Consider the following 23,081-nt stretch of genomic DNA (forward strand, 5'->3'; position numbering starts at 1 on the left):
AATAAAACCTCAACTCTTAATTATTTTGCTTCACGTTTGCTTTTGTAATCCGCAATCGCGGCTTTAATCGCGTCTTCAGCCAGAATAGAACAGTGAATTTTCACCGGTGGCAGTTCAAGCTCGTCTGCGATATCGGTGTTTTTAATCGCCTGTGCTTCGTCCAGCGATTTCCCTTTCACCCATTCGGTAACCAGAGAGCTGGAGGCAATGGCGGAACCGCAGCCATAAGTCTTAAAACGCGCGTCTTCAATGATACCTTCATTGTTGACTTTGATCTGCAACTTCATCACGTCGCCACAGGCCGGTGCACCCACCATACCGCTGCCCACGTTCTCGTCGCTGTTGTCAAAAGAACCCACGTTACGTGGATTCTCATAATGATCGATTACTTTTTCGCTGTAAGCCATGATGAATTCTCCTTATGTGTACCCTAAATAATTCGAGTTGCAGGAAGGCGGCAAGGGAGCAAATCCCCAAGAGCGTACATAAGTACGTGACTGGGGTGAGCGAGCGCGGCCAACGCATCTGCAACTTGAAGTATGACGGGTATACCGATTAATGATGTGACCATTCAATACTGTTGATGTCTACGCCCTGTTTGAACATGTCCCACAGCGGGGAAAGTTCACGCAGACGGCCGATAGACTTGCGAACCAGATCGATGGTGTAGTCAATCTCTTCTTCGGTAGTGAAACGACCTAAAGAGAAACGGATTGAGCTGTGTGCCAGCTCGTCAGTCATACCCAACGCGCGCAGCACGTAGGAAGGTTCCAGGCTTGCAGACGTACAGGCAGAACCGGAAGAAACGGCCAGATCTTTCAGCGCCATGATCAGCGACTCGCCTTCAACGTAGTTAAAGCTGACGTTAAGGATGTTCGGTGCGCCATGCTCGAGATCACCGTTCAGGTAGACCTCTTCCATGTCTTTCACGCCGTTCCACAGACGGTTACGCAGACTGCGCAGGCGCGCCATCTCGGTTTCCATCTCTTCTTTCGCGATACGGTAAGCTTCACCCATACCCACGATCTGGTGGACAGGCAGCGTACCAGAACGCATGCCGCGCTCGTGACCACCGCCGTGCATCTGTGCTTCGATGCGGATACGCGGTTTACGACGAACGTACAGTGCGCCGATACCTTTCGGACCGTAGATTTTGTGACCGGAGAAGGACATCAGGTCAACTTTCAGCTGGCTCAGGTCGATAGGCAGTTTGCCCACGCTCTGGGTCGCATCAACGTGATAGATGATGCCACGCGCACGGCACATTTCGCCGATAGCCGCGATATCCTGCACCACGCCAATTTCGTTGTTCACGTGCATAATAGAAACGAGGATGGTGTCATCACGCATCGCCGCTTCGAGTTCTTTCAGGTCAATAATGCCGTTACGCTGCGGGGCGAGGTAGGTGACTTCAAACCCTTCGCGCTCCAGCTGACGACAGGTGTCCAGCACGGCTTTGTGTTCCGTTTTGCTGGTGATGATGTGCTTGCCTTTTTTCTGATAAAAGTTAGCCGCACCCTTAATCGCCAGGTTGTCGGATTCGGTCGCGCCGGAAGTAAAGACGATTTCACGCGGATCGGCACCCACCAGGTCAGCAATCTGATTACGGGCGATATCTACCGCCTCTTCAGCATGCCAGCCAAAACGGTGAGAACGGGACGCTGGATTACCAAAGTTTCCGTCCAGGGTCAGACACTGCATCATTTTCTCGGCAACACGCGGGTCCACCGGCGTGGTTGCGGAGTAGTCGAGATAGATCGGTAATTTCATTGCTCTATAAACTCCGTACATCGCTTCAATGCAAGGAACCAGGCAACCGGCTGGATGTACGGCCGAGTTAACGGGGTGTCCAACACCCCGGCCTGATTCTAAAATACTTTTATTATGCGCGTAACTTAACGTCGATCGCGTCTTGCGTGCGGGTGCTGCGTGGAGCGTCATGCGTGTGCTGGCGACCAGACACATCCAGGACTTCCTGGTTATTCACCAGTTCACCCAACGTAATGTTGTTGAGAAAACCCGTCAGACGGTCGCTCAAATCGCGCCACAGCGCATGGGTCAGGCACTTATCGCCGCCCTGACAACCACCTTTGCCCTGACAACGGGTGGCATCTACCGACTCGTCAACAGCGCTAATGACTTCACCTACTGCGATGCTGCCTGCATCTTTACCCAGCAGATACCCGCCGCCTGGTCCACGTACGCTTGAAACCAGACCGTTTTTACGCAAACGGGAGAACAGCTGCTCCAGGTACGACAGGGAAATGCCCTGACGTTCAGAAATATCAGCCAACGGTACCGGGCCCGTTTCGGAGTTGAGCGCAACGTCCAACATTGCGGTCACGGCATAACGCCCTTTTGATGTCAGTCTCATGTCTTACTTAGCCTCAAACTCGCCCCTGCCCGGGGTTTTTTATTGTAAAATGGGGGTATTGCATAGCAGGGGCAAGTCTGACATTCCCGACTAAATCAGTCAACTATTTACTTGACTAAATTAGTCAGGTATTTAACCTTCAGTGCCGTTTTCATTTGCCGGATAGCACTTCGCTTATCCGGCCTACAAATCGTGCAGCTATACGGCATCAAGACGCCTACTTTCCTTTATTCTGCTGCTCTATAGAAGCAAGCATTCCGCGCAGAATATTCAGCTCCTGGCTCTCAGGACGCGCACGCGTGAACAGACGACGCAGTTTGTTCATCACCTGCCCCGGATGGTTCTCGCGGATAAAGCCCGTCGACAGTAGCGTCTGTTCCAGATGACCGTAAAAACGCTCTAAATCATCGACCAGCGGATACTCGGTTTCTTCGTATTCTGCCGTCTTACCGCTTTCCTGCGTTGCCAGCCAGGCCATTCGCACTTCATAAGAAATGACCTGAACCGCCATCGCCAGGTTCAGCGAACTGTATTCCGGGTTCGCGGCAATCGCGACGTGATAATGGCATTTTTGCAGTTCGTCGTTGGTCAGACCTACACGTTCACGACCAAATACCAGCGCAACCGGGGTGTTCGCCGCTTCGGCGACGCTTTTTAAACCGCATTCGCGCGGGTCGAGCATCGGCCACGGCAAGGTACGGGAGCGCGCGCTGGTTCCGACCACCAGACTACAGCCAGCCAGCGCTTCATCGAGGGTATCGACGATTTGCGCATTACCGATCACGTCGCTGGCACCGGCCGCCAGGGCGATGGCCTGGGAGTCAGGTTTGACCAGCGGATTCACCAGCCACAGATTGGTTAAACCCATGGTTTTCATTGCGCGGGCAACGGAGCCCATATTGCCGGTGTGAGAGGTCTCCACCAGCACAATTCGAATATTTTGCAGCATTGTCTTTCTTCGGCTAAAGATTATTCGGCCATATTATCATAAAACGAAGACATATACCGAACTCGCTGCTATACTCTGCGCCGTTTTCCCGTTCTTTAACATCCAGTGAGAGAGACCGATGCATCCGATGCTGACCATCGCCGTGCGCGCAGCGCGCAAGGCGGGTAATGTAATTGCCAAACACTACGAAACACCAGACTCTGTAGAAACCAGCCAGAAAGGCAGCAATGATTTCGTGACTAACGTCGATAAAGCCGCAGAAGCGATTATTATCGAAACAATCCGCAAATCTTACCCTCAGCACACCATCATCACCGAAGAAAGCGGTGAACATATTGGTGAAGATCTGGATGTTCAATGGGTTATCGATCCACTGGATGGCACCACCAACTTCGTAAAACGTCTGCCGCACTTCGCGGTATCCATCGCAGTACGCATTAAAGGCCGTACTGAAGTCGCCGTTGTTTACGATCCAATGCGTAACGAACTGTTCACCGCAACGCGCGGTCAGGGCGCACAGCTGAACGGCTACCGTCTGCGTGGCAGCACCGCTCGCGATCTGGATGGCACCATCATCGCCACCGGGTTCCCGTTCAAAGCCAAACAGCACGCGCCTTCTTATATGAAGATCCTTGGCAAAATGTACACCGAATGCGCTGACTTCCGCCGCACCGGTTCTGCTGCGCTGGATCTGGCCTATGTTGCCGCCGCACGCGTTGATGGTTACTTCGAAATCGGCCTGAAGCCGTGGGATTTTGCCGCAGGTGAACTGATTGCACGTGAAGCAGGCGCACTGGTATGCGACTTCACCGGCGGTCATAACTACATGTCAACCGGCAACATCGTTGCAGGTAACCCGCGCGTAGTGAAAGCCATGCTGGCGAACATGCGTGACGAACTGAGCGACGCGCTGAAGCGTTAATCAGTTGTGGTGCCGGATGCGACGCTGACGCGTCTTATCCGGCCTACATTTCATACTCATACCGCTTACTAACCTAAAACGGTCGTAATCCCCTTCCCACCGGCACCGCACTCACCCACATCACCACCGCAGCAACCACTAAAATCGCACCACCGGCCAGTGCCAGCGTGGTCCAGGCCATCTGTCGCCACAATACCGGCGCTTTATTGCCGCTGAGTTTCAGCGCCATCGTCCGAAAACTGTGTACCAGTAATGCCAGAGAAGTAATGGTCAGAGAGGTTCCCGCTGCCATCGCCAGCGCCGACGCCATGCCCCAGCCAAAGACGCCCACCACTTTACTAAACAGCAGCACCATTATGGCGCCGGAACAAGGGCGCATTCCCATCGAGAGAATGATCATCAGCCGGGCGCGCCAGTCATCGCCGCTTTGCAGCTGTTCCGGGTTGGGCACATGCTGATGCCCGCAACCACAGCGTTCATCATGCACATGATGCGGCGTGAAAGCGGTAAATGTCGGGCGACGCAGCAGCGCGCGTATTTTTTTTAACGCCCGCCAACACAGTAAAACCCCCAACACGCCGACCAACGCATAGCTGGCTTTCTCCAGCCAGAAACTGCTCATATGCAGTTGCCGGGCGGGCAGTTGCAGTACCGTGAGCACCACAACGACCAGACCGATCGCCACCAGCCCCTGTAATAAGGACGAGGCCAGCGTCAGCCCGATGCTCGACCTCAGCTTCGAGGGATGCGTCGCCAGCCAGGTGGTAATGACGATTTTCCCGTGCCCCGGACCCAGCGCGTGCAATACCCCATAAATAAAGCTAAACAGCAGCAGCGATCCGCCCGCACGGGTGGGATTGGCGGCCACCGCTTTCAGCAAGCCGCTCATCTGCTGGTTAACGTCCCGTTGCCAGAGAATACTTTGCACCATCACCTGCGGCCAGGCCTGCCAGATCCACAGCACGCCACCGATCGCCAGCAGTAAAAAGAGCGCCAGTGGCCATAGCATGAGCCAGCGGCGTCTGGCTACGCGTTGTTGATAAACTACTGACATTGTAGCGTTACCGTCTGCGCAAATTGTTTACCCAACTCCATATCCTCCGGCGGCGCGTCTTCTTTATCCAGTGACTGCGCAAAGCTCAGCGTTTGTTCATTAGGCGTCGGGGTATGCACGCTAATCCGGCATTGCTTGCTGAAGCCCGGCGCCAGCGCGGCATCGCGGTCCTGGTCGTAACTCATATCCACGTAGTAGGTGGGATCAAACGAGGAAATACTATAAGTCTGTCCGGCAAGCGGCTGTGGTTGGGCCAACGGCAGTACAAACGTCAGCACCGCCTGATGTTCCTCGCGCTCCATGCCATATTCCGTCGGGCGATTTTTAAATTTTACCTTTTGCCCGTTGTGCCACACTTCGGTGAAATAGTGCTGTCCGAGGACATTGGCCATCACTTCCGCAGCCAGTTTTTTCCAGATCTCATCCCCCGGTTTGGCATTGCCCGCATCGTACAGCAGGTCAGCGGAGGTGATTTCATCCATCGTCCAGCGCATTTTCAACGCCACAAACTGGTTATTTTCACTCACCAGTTCGGTTTTCAGATGAATAAAACTGTGAGGATGCGCGCCCGCGCCAAAAGACAGGACGACCAGAAACAACGTGACAATGATGCGTTTAACACGCGGCATGATTTCTCCACAATAAATCCAGCCCGCCATCAAAAGGACGTCGTTGGCGAGAATACGCTGAGGATAGCATTGAACGATAAAATATTGGGCCCCTTTTCCGGTATCGATTCAGTTCTCAATTTCGAAAATTTGTTCATCGTTGGCAACGGAAAAAAAGAGGATTTACCGCATCCCCTTAATACAAATGATAACAAAATGTTAATATTTAGTTTCATTTTAATTGTTTGATAACAATAAATTTGACTTCACACACGCGAAATCCTTCACATTTAACTAAAAATTAACTCAAATAGATCCTGCATTTTACAAAAATGGGCATAGATCACATTCACAGGATTTATGATTCATTCCCTCTTCCCTTCGTTGTTAACCTCACGCCGTGACATGCCCTGCCCCCTACTAAAGGTACAACTATGAAATTCAAACTCGCATTACTCAGTGCAACCCTGGTTTCTGCATGCATGTTGTCCGGCACGTCCTTTGCGGCGGAAAAATATGAAATTGCTGTGGTTGCCAAAGTCACTGGTATTCCCTGGTTTAACCGTATGGAGACCGGCGTTAACGAAGCAGCAAAAAAACTGGATGTGAACGCTTACCAGACCGGTCCGTCTACGCCAGACCCGGCTCAGCAAGTGAAAGTGATTGAAGATCTGATCGCCAAAAACGTGAATGCGATAATCGTAGTGCCAAACGATGCCAAGGTCCTTGAGCCGGTACTGAAAAAAGCGCGCGAGAAAGGCATTGTGGTCCTGACGCACGAATCCCCAGACGAGCAAATCGGCCAGTGGGATATCGAAACCATCGACAGTGAAAAATATGCGCAGGCCAACGTTGATGAGCTGGCGAAAAGTATGGGCGGCAAAGGGGGTTATGCCATCTATGTCGGTTCGCTGACCGTGCCGTTGCATAACGCATGGGCCGACTACGCGATTAAGTATCAGAAAGAAAAATACCCGGAGATGTTCGAAGTGACCTCGCGTCTGCCGGTAGCGGAAAGTATTGATAAGTCCTATTCCACGACGCTGGATCTGATGAAAACCTATCCGCAAATGAAAGGGATTATCGGCTTCGGTTCACTGGGTCCGATTGGGGCAGGCCAGGCCGTACAGAAAAAACGCGCCAAGGATAAAATTGCCGTCGTCGGTATCGCCATGCCAGCCCAGGCCGCACCTTACCTGATGCGTGGAGATATCAAAAAAGCACTGTTGTGGGACCCGAAAGATGCGGGCTACGCACTGGTGACGGTTGCTGACCAACTGCTGCAAGGCAAAGAGGTCAATGACTCTCTGAGTATTGATGGTTTAGGGAAAGCCGATATCGACATGGAGAAGAAAGTGATCCGTTTTAACAAGATCCTCGAAGTCACCAAAGACAACGCGCAATCACTCGGTTTCTAAGGCTTTAGCCAACACCAGGGAACCTTAACGCCGACCGCCTGGTCGGCGCTATCCACCACACTCACACTCAGCGTCCGTCAGGACGCTCGCAGGGGTATTGTCCATGGCAGACACCACCGCATTTATCACTCTTGAGAATATCAGCAAACAATTCCCGGGCGTGCTGGCGCTGGATAACGTGAATCTGACGCTGAAAAAAGGCGAAGTTCACTGTCTGGCGGGCCAAAACGGCTGTGGCAAGAGCACCATCATTAAAGTGATCTCCGGGGTCTATCACCCTGAAAAAGGCGCGCAGATTTTACTTGATGGCAAGCTGTTCCATCACCTGACGCCACAGCTTTCTTCTCACTATGGCATCCAGGTCATCTATCAGGATCTGTCGCTATTCCCCAATTTTAGCGTCGCGGAAAATATTGCGGTTAACCGCTACCTGCCCGGCGGTGATATCTGGGTACGTCGCGGCGCCATGAAACAACAAGCGCTGGCAGCCATGAAGCGCATTGGTGTAACCCTCGATCCGGACAAAAAGGTCGAGAAACTCTCCATCGCCGACCGCCAACTGGTGGCGATTTGCCGGGCGATTGCCGCCGATGCACGGCTGGTCATCATGGATGAACCCACCGCCTCGTTAACCCGTCAGGAAGTCAACGGCCTGCTGCGGGTGGTTAACGAACTGAAAGCCGCCGGCATTTGCGTGGTATTTGTCAGCCATCGTCTTGATGAAGTGATGGAGGTGGCTGACCGGATCAGCGTGATGCGCGACGGGAAACTGGTCGGCACGTATCCTGCCAGCGAACTGGACAGCCACGAACTGGCCTTCCTGATGACCGGGCAACGCTTCCATTACAGCCCGCTGCCGGAGAAGTCATTCGACTCCCACGAACCGTTGCTGGAACTGCGCAACCTGAGCCGTCGCGGAAAATACCAGAATATTAATTTGTCACTGCACGGCGGTGAGATTGTCTCGATTGTCGGCCTGCTGGGCGCCGGGCGCACCGAGCTGTGTCTGAGTCTGTTTGGCATGACCCACCCAGAGAGCGGCGAAATGCGCATTAACGGTCAGCCGGTCCGGCTGCGTAATAACCACGATGCCATTCAGCACGGGATCGGCTACGTCTCAGAAGATCGCCTGACGCAGGGACTGATCATGGAGCAGTCGATCTACGACAACACTATCGTCACGGTCTTCAATCAACTGCACACCCGCAGCGGCCTGCTCGACCATGCTAAAGCACAAAAGCTGGTCGCTGATCTGATCCGCGAGCTGAACATCAAAGTGTCCGATCCGCACCTGCCGGTCAAAACGCTCTCCGGCGGCAACGCCCAGCGTATCGCCATTGCCAAATGGGTCGCGACCCATCCGCGCATCCTGATCCTCGACTCCCCCACCGTTGGCGTCGACATTGCCAACAAAGAGGGCATTTACCAGATTGCCCGCGATCTGGCCGAGCAGGGAATGGCGGTGCTGATGATCTGCGATGAGATCCCGGAAGCCTATTACAACAGCCACCGCGTGCTGGTGATGCGTCGCGGCAAACTGGTGGCGGAATTTAATCCTCATCAGTGTCGTGAAGAGGAGATTGCTGAAGTGGTCGAGGTCATCAATGAATAGTCTGCATTTCTCCCGTTTGCTCGGGCAACATGAATTCTGGCTGGGCCTGCTGGTGGTGGCACTCGCCATAGGACTAAGCGTCAGTACCGATGAGTTCCTGTCGCTGGGGAACCTGACGGACGTCGCCACCAGCTACGCCATTCTCGGCATTCTGGCCTGCGGCCTGTTTGTGGTGCTGATTTCCGGTGGGATCGATATTTCATTCCCGGCGATGACCGCCATTGCCCAGTACGCGATGGCCAGTTGGGTGATCGGCCACGGCGGCAACTTTGCGCTGGCGCTGGTTATTGCCATTGCCGTCGGACTGCTGCTCGGGCTTATTAACGGCTTTCTGGTCTACTGGCTGCGCGTACCGGCGATCATCATTACCATCGCCACGCTGAACGTCTACTACGGCCTGCTGGTGTACGCCACTAAAGGTACCTGGCTGTATGGCTTCCCGGACTGGTTCATGAACGGCATCAACTGGTTCTCGTTCACCGCAGCGGACGGCTACGACTACGGACTGACCCTGCCCCTGCTGTGTCTGGCGGCGGTGATTATTGTGACTGCCGTACTGATGAACTATACCCGCCTCGGCCGCCAGGTTTACGCCATGGGCGGCAACCGCGACGCGGCGTCGCGCCTGGGTCTGAATTTGCTGAAGCTGCATTTCTACGTGTACGGCTACATGGGGATTCTGGCAGGCGTTGCCGCCGTGGTGCAGGCACAAATCACCCAATCCGTCGCGCCCAACTCCCTGCTCGGTTTTGAGTTGACGGTACTGGCGGCGGTCGTGCTCGGGGGAACCAGCATGAGCGGTGGACGCGGTACCCTGACCGGAACGTTGCTCGGCGTTGTCCTGCTGGCCTTCTTACAAAACGGCCTGACGCTGCTGAGCGTCTCCTCTTACTGGCACACCGTGTTCAGCGGCGCCATTATCCTGGTCAGCATTAGCGCCACGGCCTGGAACGAAAAACGTAAACTGGCAAGGGAGCTTTGAGATGAAAACAATCGCCAGATTTTTACCCGGTGATGCCATCATTCGTCTGCAATGCATCATTATTGTGGTCGTCGCGCTGGTCTTCTCGGCCCTGCTTGGCAGCCGTTTTTTCAGCGTGGCTAACTTCCAGTCCATCAGCTCACAGCTACCGATCCTCGGCATGCTGGCGCTGGGAATGGGCATGACCATGCTGACCGGCGGCATTAACCTGTCCATTATTGCCGGAGCTAACGCCTGCTCGCTGGTAATGGCGGCAATCATTGTCGCCCATCCGGATAACCCTCTGTTCCTGGTCATCGCCCTGCTGGCGGGAGCTGCCGTGGCGGTAGCCATTGGTACGCTGAACGGCGCGCTGATCGCCTGGGTCGGCGTGTCGCCGATCCTCGCCACGCTCGGCACCATGACACTTATCTCCGGGCTGAATATTCTGCTCTCTAACGGCACGGTCATTTCCGGCTTCCCGACCGCTATTCAATACCTGGGTAACGGCACGATTGCCGGTATCCCCGTGGCGCTACTGCTCTTTTTCCTCGTGGCCATCCTGCTGTGGGTATTGCTGGAACACACCACACTTGGGCGCAGCCTGTATCTCGTCGGGTCCAACGAACAGGCAACCCGCTACAGCGGCGTGAATACGGTACGGGTACAGATCTCCGTGTACGTCATTTCGGCCCTGCTCGGCTGGGTAGCCGCCATCCTGATGATGGCGAAATTTAACTCGGCAAAAGCCGGATACGGCGAATCCTATCTGCTGGTCACCATCCTCGCCTCGGTGCTGGGTGGCATCAACCCGGATGGCGGCTTCGGGCGTATTATCGGCCTGGTGCTAGCGCTCATTGTGCTGCAAATGCTGGAAAGCGGCCTTAACTTGCTGGGGGTCAGTAGCTATCTGACGATGGCGCTGTGGGGCGCGGTGCTGATCCTCTTTATCGCATTACAGAATCGTAAAGCCTGATTCCAGGAGAAAAAATTATGGCAAGTTACTTTATTGGTGTGGATGTCGGAACCGGTAGCGCCCGTGCAGGCGTGTTTGATCTCAACGGCAGAATGGTCGGTCAGGCTAGCCGGGCGATTGAGATTTACCGTCCGCAGGCCGATTTCGTTGAGCAATCCTCAGATAACATCTGGCAGGCAGTGTGTAACGCGGTTCGTGATGCGATTAACCAGTCAGATATCAACCCGATTCAGGTGAAAGGTCTGGGCTTCGACGCCACCTGCTCGCTGGTGGTGCTCGATAAAGAAGGTAAACCGCTGACCATCAGCCCTTCCGGGCGCAGCGAACAAAACATTATTGTGTGGATGGATCACCGCGCCATTACTCAAGCCGAGCGCATTAACGCCCTGCATCATCGAGTGCTGGACTACGTCGGCGGGATTATCTCGCCGGAAATGCAAACGCCAAAACTGCTGTGGCTGAAGCAGCATATGCCCAACACCTGGGCCAATGCAGGCTACTACTTTGACCTGCCGGATTTCCTCACCTGGCGCGCGACAGGCGACGACACGCGCTCGCTGTGCTCGACGGTGTGTAAATGGACCTATATGGGTCATGAGGACAAATGGGATGCCAGCTATTTCCGCCAGATTGGGCTGGAAGACTTGTTGGAGCACGATGCCGCTAAAATTGGCCGCGACGTGAAAACGATGGGGGAACCGCTCGGTCATGGCCTTTCTGCACGGGCCGCCAACGAAATGGGTCTGATCCCAGGGACCGCGGTCAGCGTGTCGATTATTGATGCCCACGCCGGAACGCTGGGCACCCTCGGCGCCAGCGGTGTGACCGGCGAAGTAGCTGATTTTGACCGCCGCGTCGCGCTGATTGGCGGCACGTCCACCGGTCATATGGCAATTTCTAAAGAGCCGCGCTTTATCAGCGGCGTCTGGGGTCCTTACTACTCCGCCGTCCTGCCGCAATACTGGCTCAACGAAGGCGGACAGTCGGCCACCGGCGCGTTAATCGACCACGTTATTCAGTCACACCCGTGCTACGACACGTTGCTGGCGCAGGCAAAATCACAGGGGCAGACCATTTACGAAGTGCTGAATGCGCTGCTGCGTAAAATGGCCGGCGAACCGGAAGATATCGCGTTTCTGACCCGCGATATGCACATTCTGCCCTATTTCCACGGTAACCGTTCCCCGCGCGCCAACCCTACGCTCACCGGTGCAATTACCGGCTTGAAGCTGTCCCGGACGCCGGAAGATATGGCGCTGCAGTATCTGGCGACCATTCAGGCCATTGCGCTGGGGACGCGGCATATTATCGAAACGATGAACCAAAGCGGGTATACCATCGATACCATTATGGCCAGCGGCGGCGGCACGAAAAACCCAATTTTCGTACAGGAACATGCCAACGCCACCGGCTGTGCGATGCTGCTACCGGAAGAAAGTGAAGCCATGCTGCTGGGCAGCGCCATGATGGGAACCCTCGCCGCAGGTGTGTTCGATACCTTCCCGGAAGCGATGTCAGCGATGAGCCGCATTGGTAAAACGGTCACCCCGCAAACCAACCGTATTAAGCAGTACTACGATCGCAAATACCGGGTTTTCCACGAGATGTACCAGGACCATATGAAATACCGCCAGTTAATGCAGGAGGACGCATGAGTGATTCATGGTCCCAGGCGACCGGCGTATGGCAGCTCTACAGTGAGGCTCTGGCGGGATTGGGCCAGCATCTGACAGAGCAGACCTGGCAGTCTTTAATGACCGAACTGCGCGACTGCACAGGAAAAATTGTCGTCACTGGCGTCGGTACGTCCGGCATTGCCGCACGTAAAGTGGCGCATATGCTGGCCTGCGTCGAACGCCCGGCAATTTACCTCAATGCCACCGACGCTGCTCATGGCGACCTGGGTTTTTTACGCGCAGACGATCGGGTGATTATGCTGTCGCGCGGAGGGAATTCAGATGAGCTTACCCGACTGCTGCCGGGACTGGCTGCGAGGAACGTGCCGATAATTAGCGTGACGGAAAACCCAAACTCCGCCATCGCCAGCGCCTCACGGCTGGTGATTTCCACCGGCGTACAGCGCGAGGCCGATCCGCTGGACATGCTGGCGACCACCTCCATTATTCTGGTCCTGGCAATATTTGATGCCGCCTGCGCCTGTCTGATGAGCGAGAGTGGCTACTCTAAAGAAACGCTGTTAGCCGTGCATCCTGGCGGCGATGTGGGATTAACGCTGAGCCGTGGGCAGTAACGCCTGACAGCTGTTCCGGAGGTAATAGATCTGTTGCCTCCGGTATATTGCTACGTTCACCTTATGTTTTTCACTTATCTGAAATGATAGTACCCGTGAACGTGACCCTGAGCCGGAATCACATGTTCTCCATAATGCTTAACTGACAAACAGTACAGCCACTGGTAGTGTTTTTTTATATTGCAACAAAAGATAAAACAGTGAAAAAACGTGTTAACGCGCTGCGTTTAACTCCCGCCCACTGTTCCTCGCGTTAAAAATTCTGTGACGGTCTCCAGCATTCCTGGCGGAAAGGATTCCATTCTTCATTTCTATGAGCAAACTTTAGCTATTCTTACCAAACATACTTTCGGGAGACTCTACAGATGATGACAACGCTTGCCCCGCCATCTGTACTTTCTGCTCCCCAGCGCCGCTGCCATGTGCTGCTGACGCTGTTCCAGCCGGGGCAAATCGCGACCACCCAGACATTTAGCGCCCTCAATGGCGTCGAAGACGATGTGGTCCGCGAGGATATCATCGGCGCGGGGATTGAAATCCAGCGTTATCATCGCCTTACTATCATTGCCACGCAGAATGGTGGCTACCAGATCGAAGGATCGGCACTCAATCAACGATTGTGCTTTCTGCACTGGCTACGACGCGGCCTGCGGCTGTGCCCGGGCTTTATCACCGGGCAGTTCACACCCGCGTTAAAAATGCAGCTCAAACAACGCGGTATCGCCCGCACGCTGTATGACGACACCAATCTGCATGCACTCATCAACCTCTGTTCCCGGCGACTGCAAAAGCCGTTTGAATGCCGGGATGTCCAGTTTCTGCGCCTGTTTTTACAGTACAGCCTGCTGCAACATCACGCCGGGCTCCACCCGGAGTTTAACCCGCTACAACAGCGCTGGGCGCAATCCTGCGCCGAGTATGCGCTCGCCGAAGAAATCGGTCGTCACTGGCAGCGCCGTGTGATGCAAAGTGCGCCACCGGGCGAGTCGCTGTTTATGGCGCTGCTGTTCTCGATGATCCGCATCCCCGATCCCATTCGCGATAACCATCAGCAGGACCGCCGCCTGCGTCTGGCCATTGCCCGACTGGTGCTACGTTTTCGCGAGAGCGGCAACGTCCGCTTCAGTGACGAACAAGGATTGAACGACCAGTTGTACGTGCATCTTGCTCAGGCGTTGAACCGTAGCGTGTTCGCGATTGGCATTGATAACACCCTGCCGGAGGAGTTCAGTCGGCTCTATCCCCGGCTGGTGCGCACCACGCGAGAAGCGCTCAAGGGATTTGAAGCGGAATACGAGGTGCATTTTTCTGAAGAAGAAGCGGGGCTGGTCGCCGTCATTTTTGGCGCATGGCTGATGCAGGAAAAAGATCTGCACGAGAAGCAAATCATTCTGCTGACGGGCAATAATGAACGACTGGAGACGCATATCGAACAGCAATTACGTGAGCTGACCCTGCTGCCGCTGAACGTAAAACATATGCCGATGCAGGACTTTCAGAAACAGGGCTCGCCGCGTGGCGTGGCGCTGATTATTACCCCGTACACCACGCCGCTACCGCTGTTTTCACCGCCGTTGATTCATGCGGATCTGTCGCTTACGCTGCATCAGCAGCAGCAGATCCGCAAAATCCTCGAATCATAACACCGGTGATTGCGCCGTCACTTTAGGCCGCAAGACGATGGCGGGCAGCGCCACCAGCGCCATAACCCAGAATACACCGCTGCCCATATTCTGGTACAGGTAACCAGCGAACACGGTCATAATGGCAATACTGCCGCCCATCGCAATGGCGGAATAGACCGCCTGCAAACGAATCACTTCGCTGCTCTGGCGTGCGGCAATGTAGCGCATAGCCGCCAGGTGACACACGGTAAACGTACCGCAATGCAGGATTTGCACCACGATAAGCCACGGCAGCTCGGTGCTCCAGCCCATCAACCCCCAGCGCACCACGCCACACACGGCGGAGAGCAGCAACAGATCGCGGGCGCTAAAGCGGCGGAACAGCTTGTGGCTGAGTGCGAAGATAATCACTTCCGCGACCACACCCAGTGACCATAAATAGCCCACCGCTGACGCCGAATACCCGGCAGACTGCCAGTAAATAGCGCTGAAACCATAATAGGCGGCGTGCGCCCCTTGCAGCAGGCTCACGCAGGCAAGAAAGCGCCAGCTCTGCATAACCAGCTGACGCCATGCTGGCCATCCGGTACTCTCCTGCTGGCGAACTTCTCCCGCAGGCTGCACGCTCGGGCGGATCATCATACCCAGCAGCATTGACGCCAACGCCAGTGACAGCAGCACCAGGATCACCCGATAGTCATACAGGGTCACCAGCTTACCGGTCAGCGCCGAGCCAATCACAAAGGCCACAGACCCCCACAACCGCACCCGGCCATAGTCCATGGTGATTTGCTTTTGCCAGGTATTCGCCAGCGCATCCGTCAGCGGCACCAGCGGCGAGAAGAACAGGTTAAACCCGACCATCACCACCATCAGCCACGCCACGTGCGTCCCCGCCCAGAAGGCCAGCGCAAACACCAGCGTCAGCAGCGCTAAAATGCGTAAAGCGGAAATCAGACGAGAGGGATCGCTCACGCGCGGCGCAATGAGCAAACTACCGAGAAAACGTGCAATTAACCCCGCGCCTAACAGCAGGCCGATGGTTTCAGGCGTCAGCCCCAACCCTTCGAGCCACACGCTCCAGAAAGGCAGAAAAATCCCGTAGCTAAAAAAGTAGGTGAAATAACCGAGCGCCAGCCAGCGCGTGGAGTGCAAAACCATGATTCCCTCCCGTTTGGAGGCGATAGTCTGGCGATAAACCCCGGCTGGCGCAAGCGAGTATTAACAGGCAGATAACATGATAATTGCCCTATTCTACGCGAATTTGCAGCGCAAAATGGCACTGTTCTCCCTGCGCTAAAAGGCGTAACCCCGGCTGGCCCGGCATGTGGTGGGCATTCACCGGATGCGTCTGCGGTTCGAGGCAAAGGAACTCCTCACCCGACATTCTGAACAGCATAAGCCACGGAGTTTGCGCCAGAATCGTGAGCTTCATCACATCGCGTTGAATGACCGCCTGCCCGCCCCAGCCGGAATACCCCACGTTCAGCCAGGCGTCCTCGCCATACTGTGCGCGAGTGAAATCAGCCGCTGGTGGGATATCGTGCTGCCAGGGTAACGGCAGGTGTTGCTCCCCCTCCGGCCAGTAGCCGCTGGCCGAAAACTGCGCCGTACTGCGCGCATCAAAGGCAAAAAACGGATGGAAGCCACAGCCGTACAACATCGGTTGTTCACCACTGTGGGTGAGGGTCAACGAGGCATGCAGGCTGGATGCTTCCAGTTGATAGCACAGCTGCGCCGTATAGTCGTAACCGCACGGATGCCAGCCGCGTAAGCGCAGCAAACAGCCACTTTGAGTCGCATTAACCACCTCCCAGCGCCGCAGCCAGCCGTCACCTTGTAAGAAGAATTTATCGTCCGCCTCATGCTGCGGCAAAACCACCTCTTCCCCCCGCAGCAGAAAGCGATTACCTGCCACCCGGTTAGCCAGCGGTAACATGGGGAACATTGCGCCCGCTGGGTTTTCATGAAGTACCGGCGACTGATGAGACCGAAAGATAAGCCGCACCACCTTTGCGCCTTGCGCATCAATTTCAGCCTCAAGCGCCGCATTCTGTAATCGTATTCGCGTCATTGCTACGTCTCGTGAGTGCCGGACGGTTTCCCACCCGGCAGCCAGGTTAGTCAAAGAGACCGCTTACCAACGCATGGCTTATCAGCAGCGCTTTATCATGGGCCGGGTTCAGCGTCAGCAGTAGCGTCAAGGCATTCTGACATGCATGACGCTTGCCCAGTCCAAGGTAGCCCAACGCCTCAATAAACAAGCAATGTTGCTGATGTCGCAACACAGAACTCGCATCCAACGCGACAAGGTCCGGCAACGATACAGCAAAAAAGTCTGTTTCCGGGACGCTATCCCGATGACCTTCTACCCAATCAAGGAAGCCCTGGAAATGGGCATCTGCCTGCTGATGCTCACCGCTCTTCCTCATCGCTATTCCTTGCCAGAACAGATAGTCAGCGGGCTGATCGTTGTAGTAACGTCCCGCGCTCAGGCCGGAGTCCCCCTGCATTGCACGTGCCAACGCCTGGCCCGCGAGTTCGCTTTCGCCCAGTTTCTGATGACAATAAGCCAATAGATACCAGATATCGTTATCGGTTTGTCCTGGCAACCGCCCTTCACTCAGGTTTAGCGGATAACGTAGCGCCTGCTGGAGCAACTCAACCGCGCGCCCCGTTCCCCCCTGACGAATAGCCTCTAGTGCGCGATGAGCCTGGTTGAGCAAATACTGCCCGGTAACCTTCCCTTCGCCCCCTTCCCAGGGGTGAAATTCGCGGTCGCGCAGCACCTGTGCAGCCAGGTCATATTCACCCACGCCGTTCCACAGGCTAAGCAGCTCAGCGGTGAGATCATCACGTTTTAACGCCACGCAGCGACGCGACGTCAGCAGCGCCAGCCGCGTTTCGATACTCAGCCCCTGCTGTTTTTGCAGGTAATCCAGTTCAAACAGGAAACGCGCATTATCGGGCTCCAGCGCCACCGCTTGTTGTAAATACTGGCTCGCCAGTTGGGCATTATGCTGTTTATTCCAGGCGTAAATCCCCAGCAGGCGGTGTACCGGCGCAAAATCTGGCTGAAGTACCAGCGTCTGCTGCCAGCAGGCGATAGCCTCATCATACCGACGCTTGCTGTACCAGAAGCAGCCAAGCAAATAACAAGCAAAAGCATCCTGTTGCAGAGATTGCAACATCACTACTTCGTCGAGGGTGTTAGGGAAACGCACACGGTTGGCAAAACAGCGCTGCGCACTTTGCAGATAAGACGGCGAATTGTTGCTAAGTGAGGCTAGCCACAGCATCGGCAACGTCTCCTGGCTATCAAGCAGTACCAGCAACTCACGAGCATCCTGTTTTTTACCGAGTGAGACCAGCCAGCCTGCTAACGTACTGGCGTTGATGCCACGCTGACCGGTGACGCTAATCAAAGCGTCACGAGCAGACGCCGCCCCTCCGATGGCCCAACGCGCGTAGTGCAGCGCGTAGCTCAACGGATGCGTCTTGAGTGACTGGTCGATATATTCCTCTGCCGCCAGTTCACCGCGAGTCGTCGCCAACGCCAGGGCTTTTAACCCCATAGCCAGGTTATTGCCACCGTTAAATTGCAGACTAATTTCCACTTTTGTCAGCGCATCGGCGTCATCACCCTGCTTCATCGCCAGCCGCGCCAGCGAGTAAAACGCTGCGTCACGGCAGTTTCCGCTCCAGCTCGCCTTGTAGTAGCTATCCCACGCTTTGCTCTCTTTCCCCTGGCGTTCCTGCGCTGCACCCAGCAGCATACTGGCTTCACCATCACGCGGGTTTTTATTCAGCCGGTGGGCTCTTGAGCGCGCGGCCTCTGCACAACGCTGGGCCAGCGCCCAGTCGGCTCGGTTCAGCGCCAGATTGCCCAACGCCACGTTACTGCGATAATCCTCGGGATCCAATTCAATCGCCCGGCAGTAATAATCTTCAGCATAACGACTGGCCTGGTTGTACTGTTCAATATGCTGACCAATGAAGTAAAGTTCTTCGCCATTCGTCAGTTCCTGCGGCAATTTAGGCGCAACGGCGGCGCTGGGTAGCGGCGTTTCTTCAGGAATATGCTCTTCGTAATGCAGCATCTGACGGTTGTCGCTATCAAAGATTGTCATCGTCAGGCGCTGTGACCAACATTCACTCAATGTTTCCTGCCAGCTCTGCCCTGGTTCCAGGGTCACATGGGTGTTCCACAGCGTTTGCTGGTCATCACGAATTTCCACCCGCACATTATGGAGCGGTGCAACCGCATACAGGCCCACGACAAGCTTCGCGGCCTGCCGCTCAAGGCGCATCACCAACTGAGCGCTGGCATTCTGCACCGATGATAACTCGCTATAAGGCAGGAAGTTCTGTACGAAGACTTTCTCTTCATACGGTGCAAGCCAAGTGAAATCCGGCTGGTTGTCGGTAAAGACGCCGGTCATCAGTTCAATATAAGGGCCATTTTCATCGGTTAACTGACGATCCCAAGCCTGACCAAATTCGCCGTGCCCCCACGTCCACTGCTTTTTACCCGGAGAAATATGGTGGTCCGCGACGTGTAATAAACCGCCTCGCTCACCGTGATGCCAGGCACCAACAAAATCATAATCTGACTTTTCAGCCATGTAGGAGGTCGGCACCGGTACGTTTCGATAGCGGGAGATATCCACGCCTGCTGAGTAATCCACTTTGTAGTAGGTACCAGTGGCAATCGGGAACGCCGACACATCACGCTTACCGTGGTCAAATACCGCCGTTACGTCAGGTGGGAAAACGCTTTGATGATCATCCCCGCCCTTCACTGCAGGGTTTGCCCACCACAGGAAGTGGCGTGGAGTGTCATTGCCGTTGAACACTTTGCCGGTTATCTCCACCAGTGCCCGGTCCGGATAAAGCGTGAAGCCCGCCATCACTTGCAGACCGCGCATCGGTTCCACTTCCCCCATCCATACCGTTTGTTCACCGTGTTCGCCCGTTTGCAGAGTGAAGTCGACGGGCATAAAGGTCGTTGGACGATGGTGCTGCGGCCAGTTGAACTCAATACCGCCGGAGATCCACGGCCCTAACAACCCTACCAGCGCAGGTTTCACCACCTCGTTGTAGTAGACAAAATCCCGCTGTTTCACCTTGTCATACGCTCGGTGGATACGTCCCCCAAGTTCCGGCAGCAACAGAATGCGAATAAAATCATTCTCCATCCAGATCCCCTGATACTCGCGCATCTCCCGCTCGCCGGTCAGCGTATCCACAACGCCATAGGGATACACCGCTCCGGACGATCCTTGATAAACACGTTTTTCGAGAAACATCGGGTTTGAGTCTTCGTTGCCCGTTGTCCATGTCGGCAACGTAAGCGTCTCCTGCCAGACCTTAACCACTCCGTACATAACCATTCTCCAGTAAACAAAACACAGTGAAATACGATAGGATGGCAGTGTAGAGAACTTATTTTCCGGTAAATTACGCGATGCTCACGCATTACTATTAACAAGGTTTAGTAATATGCAAATAGCTGGACTGAACAATCAAACGGTAAGGCGGCATAACCGCCGAGCCATTATGGCGCTTGTCTGGCGCTACAAGCGTTTGAGTAAATCCCAGCTTGCGACGCATACCGGATTATCTATTCCGGCGGTGAGCAAAATACTCGATGAACTGGTCGGTGAAGAGAAACTTAGCCACTCGAGCGAAAATCTCAGCTCGCGCGGGATGAACAGCGGACATTATCAGATCCCCAACGACGGGCCGCTGATTCTGTGCATGAACGTCACCCCCACCAGCATTGAAAGCCAGCTGATTGATGCGCAGATGACACCGATCGGTGATTTTCTCCATAGTCAGGTCAACGCCCCTACGCCAGAAGCGTTACTTTCAGCCATTGAAGGACTATGGCGGCAACAACACAAGAATCACCCCGGCAGACGGATCAATCTTGCGCTGGGGGTACACGGGCAAGTCGACCCGGATACTGGCGTATCGCAGACCATGCCACAGGCACCGTGGAAAAAACCGGTAGAAATTAAATATCTTCTGGAAGAACGCCTGCGTGTGTCGGTGCGGGTGGACAACGACTGCATTATGTTGGTGCTGGCGGAGAAGTGGCAAAACAGCAGTAATCGTGAGGATTTCTGCATCGTTAATGTCGACTACGGTATCGGCTCATCTTTCGTCATCAACGGACAGATCTACCGCGGCATGCTCAACGGCAGTGGGCAGATTGGTCATACCGTTTTTGACCGTGATGGTATCGCCTGCGACTGCGGCCGCTACGGGTGTCTGGAAACCGTAGCCTCACTGTCGGCGCTTAAAAAACAGGCGCGGATCTGGTTGAAATCACGACCCACGCCGCCAGATTTAGATCCTGAAAACATCTCTAACCACCAACTGATTGACGCCTGGCACAGCGGCGATGAACAGGTGGTGCAGTGGGTGGAACAAGCGGCTAACGCCATCGGGTTGACGCTATATAACCTGCTGAACATTCTCAACATTAACCAAATTTGGTTCTACGGCCGTAGCTGTGAGTTTGGCGATAAGTGGCTACAGACCATCTATCAACAAATTGGTTTTACCCCTTTCGATCACGGTGACGCCGTGCGTACCCGACAAACACAAATTGGATTTGGCAAGCTGACGCGCCAACAGCAAATCACCGGTATCGGCTACCTGTTTGTTGAGGCGGCGCTGGCGCAAGCTTGATTATTTTGACGTCAGAATCGTAACGTGAAAGACGTTTAGTAATCTTTGTTTACTGAAATATAAATCTCGGCGCAAAGTCCGCCTGCACTTGTTGCTCTACGCTACCACCCGAAAGTTGATGTTCATTGTCGTTAAATCCGATCATTTATTCAATTCAGGGGAACTCAAATGGAGTTAACCAGTTCAGGTACAGAAGCAGTTTTAGAAAAAAAACAATATCCACGAGATAAAGTATCGTGGACTACTGCGATATCCTATGGCATGGGAAGCTATGGTGCGAACGTCATGTACGCATTTATCGCTATATATTTAATGCTTTATTACACTGATAGCTATGGCATTAAAGCGGCAGCTGTCGGTTTGCTTTTCTTGGTTGCCAGATTGGTCGATGGTGCAACCGATATTGCTCTTGGCATCCTGGTAGACAATACTCACACAAAAATGGGAAAGTTTCGCCCATGGATACTTGTTGGCAGTATTCTTGTTTCACTAACAACCGTAGCATGTTTTATTAGCCCGGATTTTTCTGAGGCTGGTAAATTAGTTTATGCATATGCCACATATATATTATGGAGCGTTTGCTTCGCAGTTATTGATATTCCTTACTGGTCACTCTCGGCAGCCATTACGCAGGACCCTACAGAGCGTACCAAAGTCATTACTATCCCAAGAACCATTGCAACCTTTGGCTTTTTGACAGTCAGCGCCTCTACGTTATGGCTGGTCAAATTTGTTGGTAGCTGGTGGGGCGTTTCGCTAATATTTAGTGCTATCTTCTTAATTTGCATGCTGATAACTTTCTTCGGCGTGAAAGAAAAATATACTGTCCCACGCAAAGAAAAACAGAGTTTCAAAGGATTCTGGTCACTTCTCAAGAAAAACAGGCCATTAAGATACCTTCTAATTGGCATGTTTATACTGGAACTCATTGGTATTATTCGTGGAACATTCCAGCTATATTTTTTTATTTACAATTTAAATGCTGAAATTGCGCTAGCGGCTTTTTTGACGGTATCTCAGGTTGCACAAGTTGCAGGGGCTATCGTATCTCCATTTGTCTCTGCTAAATTCGGAAAAAAGAATACAGCTATCTACAGCAGTCTACTCATGGCACTGGCTTGCATGGCGTTATTTTTCTTTCAGAGTAACATAACAATTATTTTCATCATTGGTGCTCTCGCACCGTTCTTTGGTGGCATCGGAAATATTGCACTGTACTCGATGGTTGCAGACTGCGTTGAATATGGCGAATGGGTCAGCGGTAATCGTTCTGAGGGAATGGTTTTCTCTCTTAATATATTCAAAACCAAACTTTCCAGTGCTATTGGTGGCGCGATGGGTGGTTTTTGTTTGGCATGGGCTGGTTATATCCCTCACATTGAACAATCACCTCAAACAGCCATGTGGATAGGCCTTTTTTTCACGTTAATCCCTGGTATTCTAACCATCATAAGTATTATCCCTCTGGCGAAATATGAAATTACGGAAAAACGCTTTTTCGAAATTCTCGATGATATTCACAGCCGTAATAAAACAGCCCAGGAAGTAACGCCATGATTAGCTGGAACGAAAACACACAGACTTTTCACCTACAAAATGGCTGTATTAGGGAAGGTGCGAACAAGTTCCTGA

19 protein-coding genes are annotated in these 23,081 nt (G+C 53.9%); 10 read left to right on the forward strand and 9 right to left on the reverse strand.

Annotated elements, in window-relative coordinates; genetic code table 11:
* Window positions 1-20: 20 nt before the first annotated feature.
* The 4 genes from iscU to trmJ form a co-directional block, all read right to left on the reverse strand.
* Complete coding sequence (gene iscU / locus FDW88_RS01030) at window positions 21-407, reverse strand: Fe-S cluster assembly scaffold IscU (protein ID WP_002913991.1); 387 nt, start codon at window positions 405-407, stop codon at window positions 21-23.
* A gap of 148 nt (window positions 408-555) precedes the next feature.
* Window positions 556-1,770, reverse strand: coding sequence for a cysteine desulfurase (gene iscS / locus FDW88_RS01035; protein WP_096756165.1), 1,215 nt, complete (start codon window positions 1,768-1,770; stop codon window positions 556-558).
* A gap of 112 nt (window positions 1,771-1,882) precedes the next feature.
* Window positions 1,883-2,374 (reverse strand): Fe-S cluster assembly transcriptional regulator IscR, encoded by a 492-nt coding sequence (gene iscR, locus FDW88_RS01040; protein WP_005120405.1) that lies wholly within the window; start codon window positions 2,372-2,374, stop codon window positions 1,883-1,885.
* Between the two features lie 217 nt (window positions 2,375-2,591).
* Window positions 2,592-3,323 (reverse strand): tRNA (cytosine(32)/uridine(32)-2'-O)-methyltransferase TrmJ, encoded by a 732-nt coding sequence (gene trmJ / locus FDW88_RS01045; RefSeq protein ID WP_115257779.1) that lies wholly within the window; start codon window positions 3,321-3,323, stop codon window positions 2,592-2,594.
* Between the two features lie 118 nt (window positions 3,324-3,441).
* Between trmJ and suhB the strand changes: the two genes are divergently transcribed.
* Window positions 3,442-4,245 (forward strand): inositol-1-monophosphatase, encoded by an 804-nt coding sequence (suhB, locus tag FDW88_RS01050; protein WP_096756163.1) that lies wholly within the window; start codon window positions 3,442-3,444, stop codon window positions 4,243-4,245.
* Between the two features lie 73 nt (window positions 4,246-4,318).
* On the opposite strand, the gene FDW88_RS01055 is transcribed toward suhB, so the two are convergent.
* Together FDW88_RS01055 and FDW88_RS01060 are read right to left on the reverse strand one after the other, a co-directional pair.
* The gene (locus FDW88_RS01055) at window positions 4,319-5,299 is read right to left on the reverse strand and encodes a nickel/cobalt transporter (RefSeq protein WP_115257778.1); all 981 of its coding nucleotides are present in this window, start codon (window positions 5,297-5,299) and stop codon (window positions 4,319-4,321) included.
* Window positions 5,290-5,928: a DUF1007 family protein gene (locus FDW88_RS01060; RefSeq protein ID WP_137361845.1), complete on the reverse strand. Its 639-nt coding sequence runs from the start codon at window positions 5,926-5,928 to the stop codon at window positions 5,290-5,292. Before FDW88_RS01060 ends, FDW88_RS01055 begins: the two co-directional genes overlap by 10 nt.
* 413 nt (window positions 5,929-6,341) lie before the next feature.
* Between FDW88_RS01060 and FDW88_RS01065 the strand changes: the two genes are divergently transcribed.
* The 7 genes from FDW88_RS01065 (at window position 6,342) to csiE (ending at window position 14,768) form a co-directional block, all read left to right on the forward strand.
* Complete coding sequence (locus tag FDW88_RS01065) at window positions 6,342-7,325, forward strand: autoinducer 2 ABC transporter substrate-binding protein (RefSeq protein ID WP_135911600.1); 984 nt, start codon at window positions 6,342-6,344, stop codon at window positions 7,323-7,325.
* Window positions 7,326-7,428: 103 nt separating this feature from the next.
* The gene (locus tag FDW88_RS01070) at window positions 7,429-8,937 is read left to right on the forward strand and encodes a sugar ABC transporter ATP-binding protein (RefSeq protein WP_137361846.1); all 1,509 of its coding nucleotides are present in this window, start codon (window positions 7,429-7,431) and stop codon (window positions 8,935-8,937) included.
* Window positions 8,930-9,919: an ABC transporter permease gene (locus tag FDW88_RS01075; RefSeq protein WP_137361847.1), complete on the forward strand. Its 990-nt coding sequence runs from the start codon at window positions 8,930-8,932 to the stop codon at window positions 9,917-9,919. The genes FDW88_RS01070 and FDW88_RS01075 overlap by 8 nt, the downstream gene beginning before the upstream one ends.
* A gap of 1 nt (window position 9,920) precedes the next feature.
* Window positions 9,921-10,874, forward strand: coding sequence for an ABC transporter permease (locus FDW88_RS01080; protein WP_096756157.1), 954 nt, complete (start codon window positions 9,921-9,923; stop codon window positions 10,872-10,874).
* 17 nt (window positions 10,875-10,891) lie between these two features.
* On the forward strand, window positions 10,892-12,529 hold the full coding sequence (locus FDW88_RS01085; RefSeq protein WP_137361848.1) for an FGGY-family carbohydrate kinase: 1,638 nt from the start codon (window positions 10,892-10,894) through the stop codon (window positions 12,527-12,529).
* Window positions 12,526-13,125 (forward strand): SIS domain-containing protein, encoded by a 600-nt coding sequence (locus FDW88_RS01090; RefSeq protein ID WP_115257774.1) that lies wholly within the window; start codon window positions 12,526-12,528, stop codon window positions 13,123-13,125. The genes FDW88_RS01085 and FDW88_RS01090 overlap by 4 nt, the downstream gene beginning before the upstream one ends.
* 365 nt (window positions 13,126-13,490) lie before the next feature.
* Window positions 13,491-14,768, forward strand: a complete 1,278-nt coding sequence (gene csiE / locus FDW88_RS01095; RefSeq protein WP_135911596.1) for a stationary phase inducible protein CsiE — start codon at window positions 13,491-13,493, stop codon at window positions 14,766-14,768.
* Here the strand turns inward: csiE and FDW88_RS01100 are convergent.
* From FDW88_RS01100 to FDW88_RS01110, 3 genes are all read right to left on the reverse strand, one after another.
* Window positions 14,763-15,911: a 3-phenylpropionate MFS transporter gene (locus FDW88_RS01100; protein ID WP_096756153.1), complete on the reverse strand. Its 1,149-nt coding sequence runs from the start codon at window positions 15,909-15,911 to the stop codon at window positions 14,763-14,765. The genes csiE and FDW88_RS01100 overlap by 6 nt on opposite strands.
* 88 nt (window positions 15,912-15,999) lie before the next feature.
* Window positions 16,000-16,824, reverse strand: coding sequence for an aldose 1-epimerase (locus FDW88_RS01105; RefSeq protein WP_137361849.1), 825 nt, complete (start codon window positions 16,822-16,824; stop codon window positions 16,000-16,002).
* A 46-nt stretch (window positions 16,825-16,870) separates the two neighbouring features.
* Window positions 16,871-20,137, reverse strand: coding sequence for a DUF5107 domain-containing protein (locus FDW88_RS01110; protein WP_137361850.1), 3,267 nt, complete (start codon window positions 20,135-20,137; stop codon window positions 16,871-16,873).
* A 115-nt stretch (window positions 20,138-20,252) separates the two neighbouring features.
* Between FDW88_RS01110 and FDW88_RS01115 the strand changes: the two genes are divergently transcribed.
* Together FDW88_RS01115 and FDW88_RS01120 are read left to right on the forward strand one after the other, a co-directional pair.
* On the forward strand, window positions 20,253-21,449 hold the full coding sequence (locus tag FDW88_RS01115) for an ROK family transcriptional regulator (protein WP_137361851.1): 1,197 nt from the start codon (window positions 20,253-20,255) through the stop codon (window positions 21,447-21,449).
* A 168-nt stretch (window positions 21,450-21,617) separates the two neighbouring features.
* Window positions 21,618-23,006 (forward strand): MFS transporter, encoded by a 1,389-nt coding sequence (locus tag FDW88_RS01120; protein ID WP_137361852.1) that lies wholly within the window; start codon window positions 21,618-21,620, stop codon window positions 23,004-23,006.
* Window positions 23,007-23,081 lie beyond the last annotated feature (75 nt).

The organism is Citrobacter sp. wls829, assembly GCF_005280825.1.
GTDB classification, from domain to species: domain Bacteria; phylum Pseudomonadota; class Gammaproteobacteria; order Enterobacterales; family Enterobacteriaceae; genus Citrobacter; species Citrobacter gillenii.

Bases quoted from the DNA above. Each gene is read 5' to 3' on its own strand.
- iscU (WP_002913991.1), bottom strand. From the start codon at position 407: ATGGCTTACAGCGAAAAAGTAATCGATCATTATGAGAATCCACGTAAC.
- iscS (WP_096756165.1), bottom strand. From the start codon at position 1,770: ATGAAATTACCGATCTATCTCGACTACTCCGCAACCACGCCGGTGGAC.
- iscR (WP_005120405.1), bottom strand. From the start codon at position 2,374: ATGAGACTGACATCAAAAGGGCGTTATGCCGTGACCGCAATGTTGGAC.
- trmJ (WP_115257779.1), bottom strand. From the start codon at position 3,323: ATGCTGCAAAATATTCGAATTGTGCTGGTGGAGACCTCTCACACCGGC.
- suhB (WP_096756163.1), top strand. From the start codon at position 3,442: ATGCATCCGATGCTGACCATCGCCGTGCGCGCAGCGCGCAAGGCGGGT.
- FDW88_RS01055 (WP_115257778.1), bottom strand. From the start codon at position 5,299: ATGTCAGTAGTTTATCAACAACGCGTAGCCAGACGCCGCTGGCTCATG.
- FDW88_RS01060 (WP_137361845.1), bottom strand. From the start codon at position 5,928: ATGCCGCGTGTTAAACGCATCATTGTCACGTTGTTTCTGGTCGTCCTG.
- FDW88_RS01065 (WP_135911600.1), top strand. From the start codon at position 6,342: ATGAAATTCAAACTCGCATTACTCAGTGCAACCCTGGTTTCTGCATGC.
- FDW88_RS01070 (WP_137361846.1), top strand. From the start codon at position 7,429: ATGGCAGACACCACCGCATTTATCACTCTTGAGAATATCAGCAAACAA.
- FDW88_RS01075 (WP_137361847.1), top strand. From the start codon at position 8,930: ATGAATAGTCTGCATTTCTCCCGTTTGCTCGGGCAACATGAATTCTGG.
- FDW88_RS01080 (WP_096756157.1), top strand. From the start codon at position 9,921: ATGAAAACAATCGCCAGATTTTTACCCGGTGATGCCATCATTCGTCTG.
- FDW88_RS01085 (WP_137361848.1), top strand. From the start codon at position 10,892: ATGGCAAGTTACTTTATTGGTGTGGATGTCGGAACCGGTAGCGCCCGT.
- FDW88_RS01090 (WP_115257774.1), top strand. From the start codon at position 12,526: ATGAGTGATTCATGGTCCCAGGCGACCGGCGTATGGCAGCTCTACAGT.
- csiE (WP_135911596.1), top strand. From the start codon at position 13,491: ATGATGACAACGCTTGCCCCGCCATCTGTACTTTCTGCTCCCCAGCGC.
- FDW88_RS01100 (WP_096756153.1), bottom strand. From the start codon at position 15,911: ATGGTTTTGCACTCCACGCGCTGGCTGGCGCTCGGTTATTTCACCTAC.
- FDW88_RS01105 (WP_137361849.1), bottom strand. From the start codon at position 16,824: ATGACGCGAATACGATTACAGAATGCGGCGCTTGAGGCTGAAATTGAT.
- FDW88_RS01110 (WP_137361850.1), bottom strand. From the start codon at position 20,137: ATGTACGGAGTGGTTAAGGTCTGGCAGGAGACGCTTACGTTGCCGACA.
- FDW88_RS01115 (WP_137361851.1), top strand. From the start codon at position 20,253: ATGCAAATAGCTGGACTGAACAATCAAACGGTAAGGCGGCATAACCGC.
- FDW88_RS01120 (WP_137361852.1), top strand. From the start codon at position 21,618: ATGGAGTTAACCAGTTCAGGTACAGAAGCAGTTTTAGAAAAAAAACAA.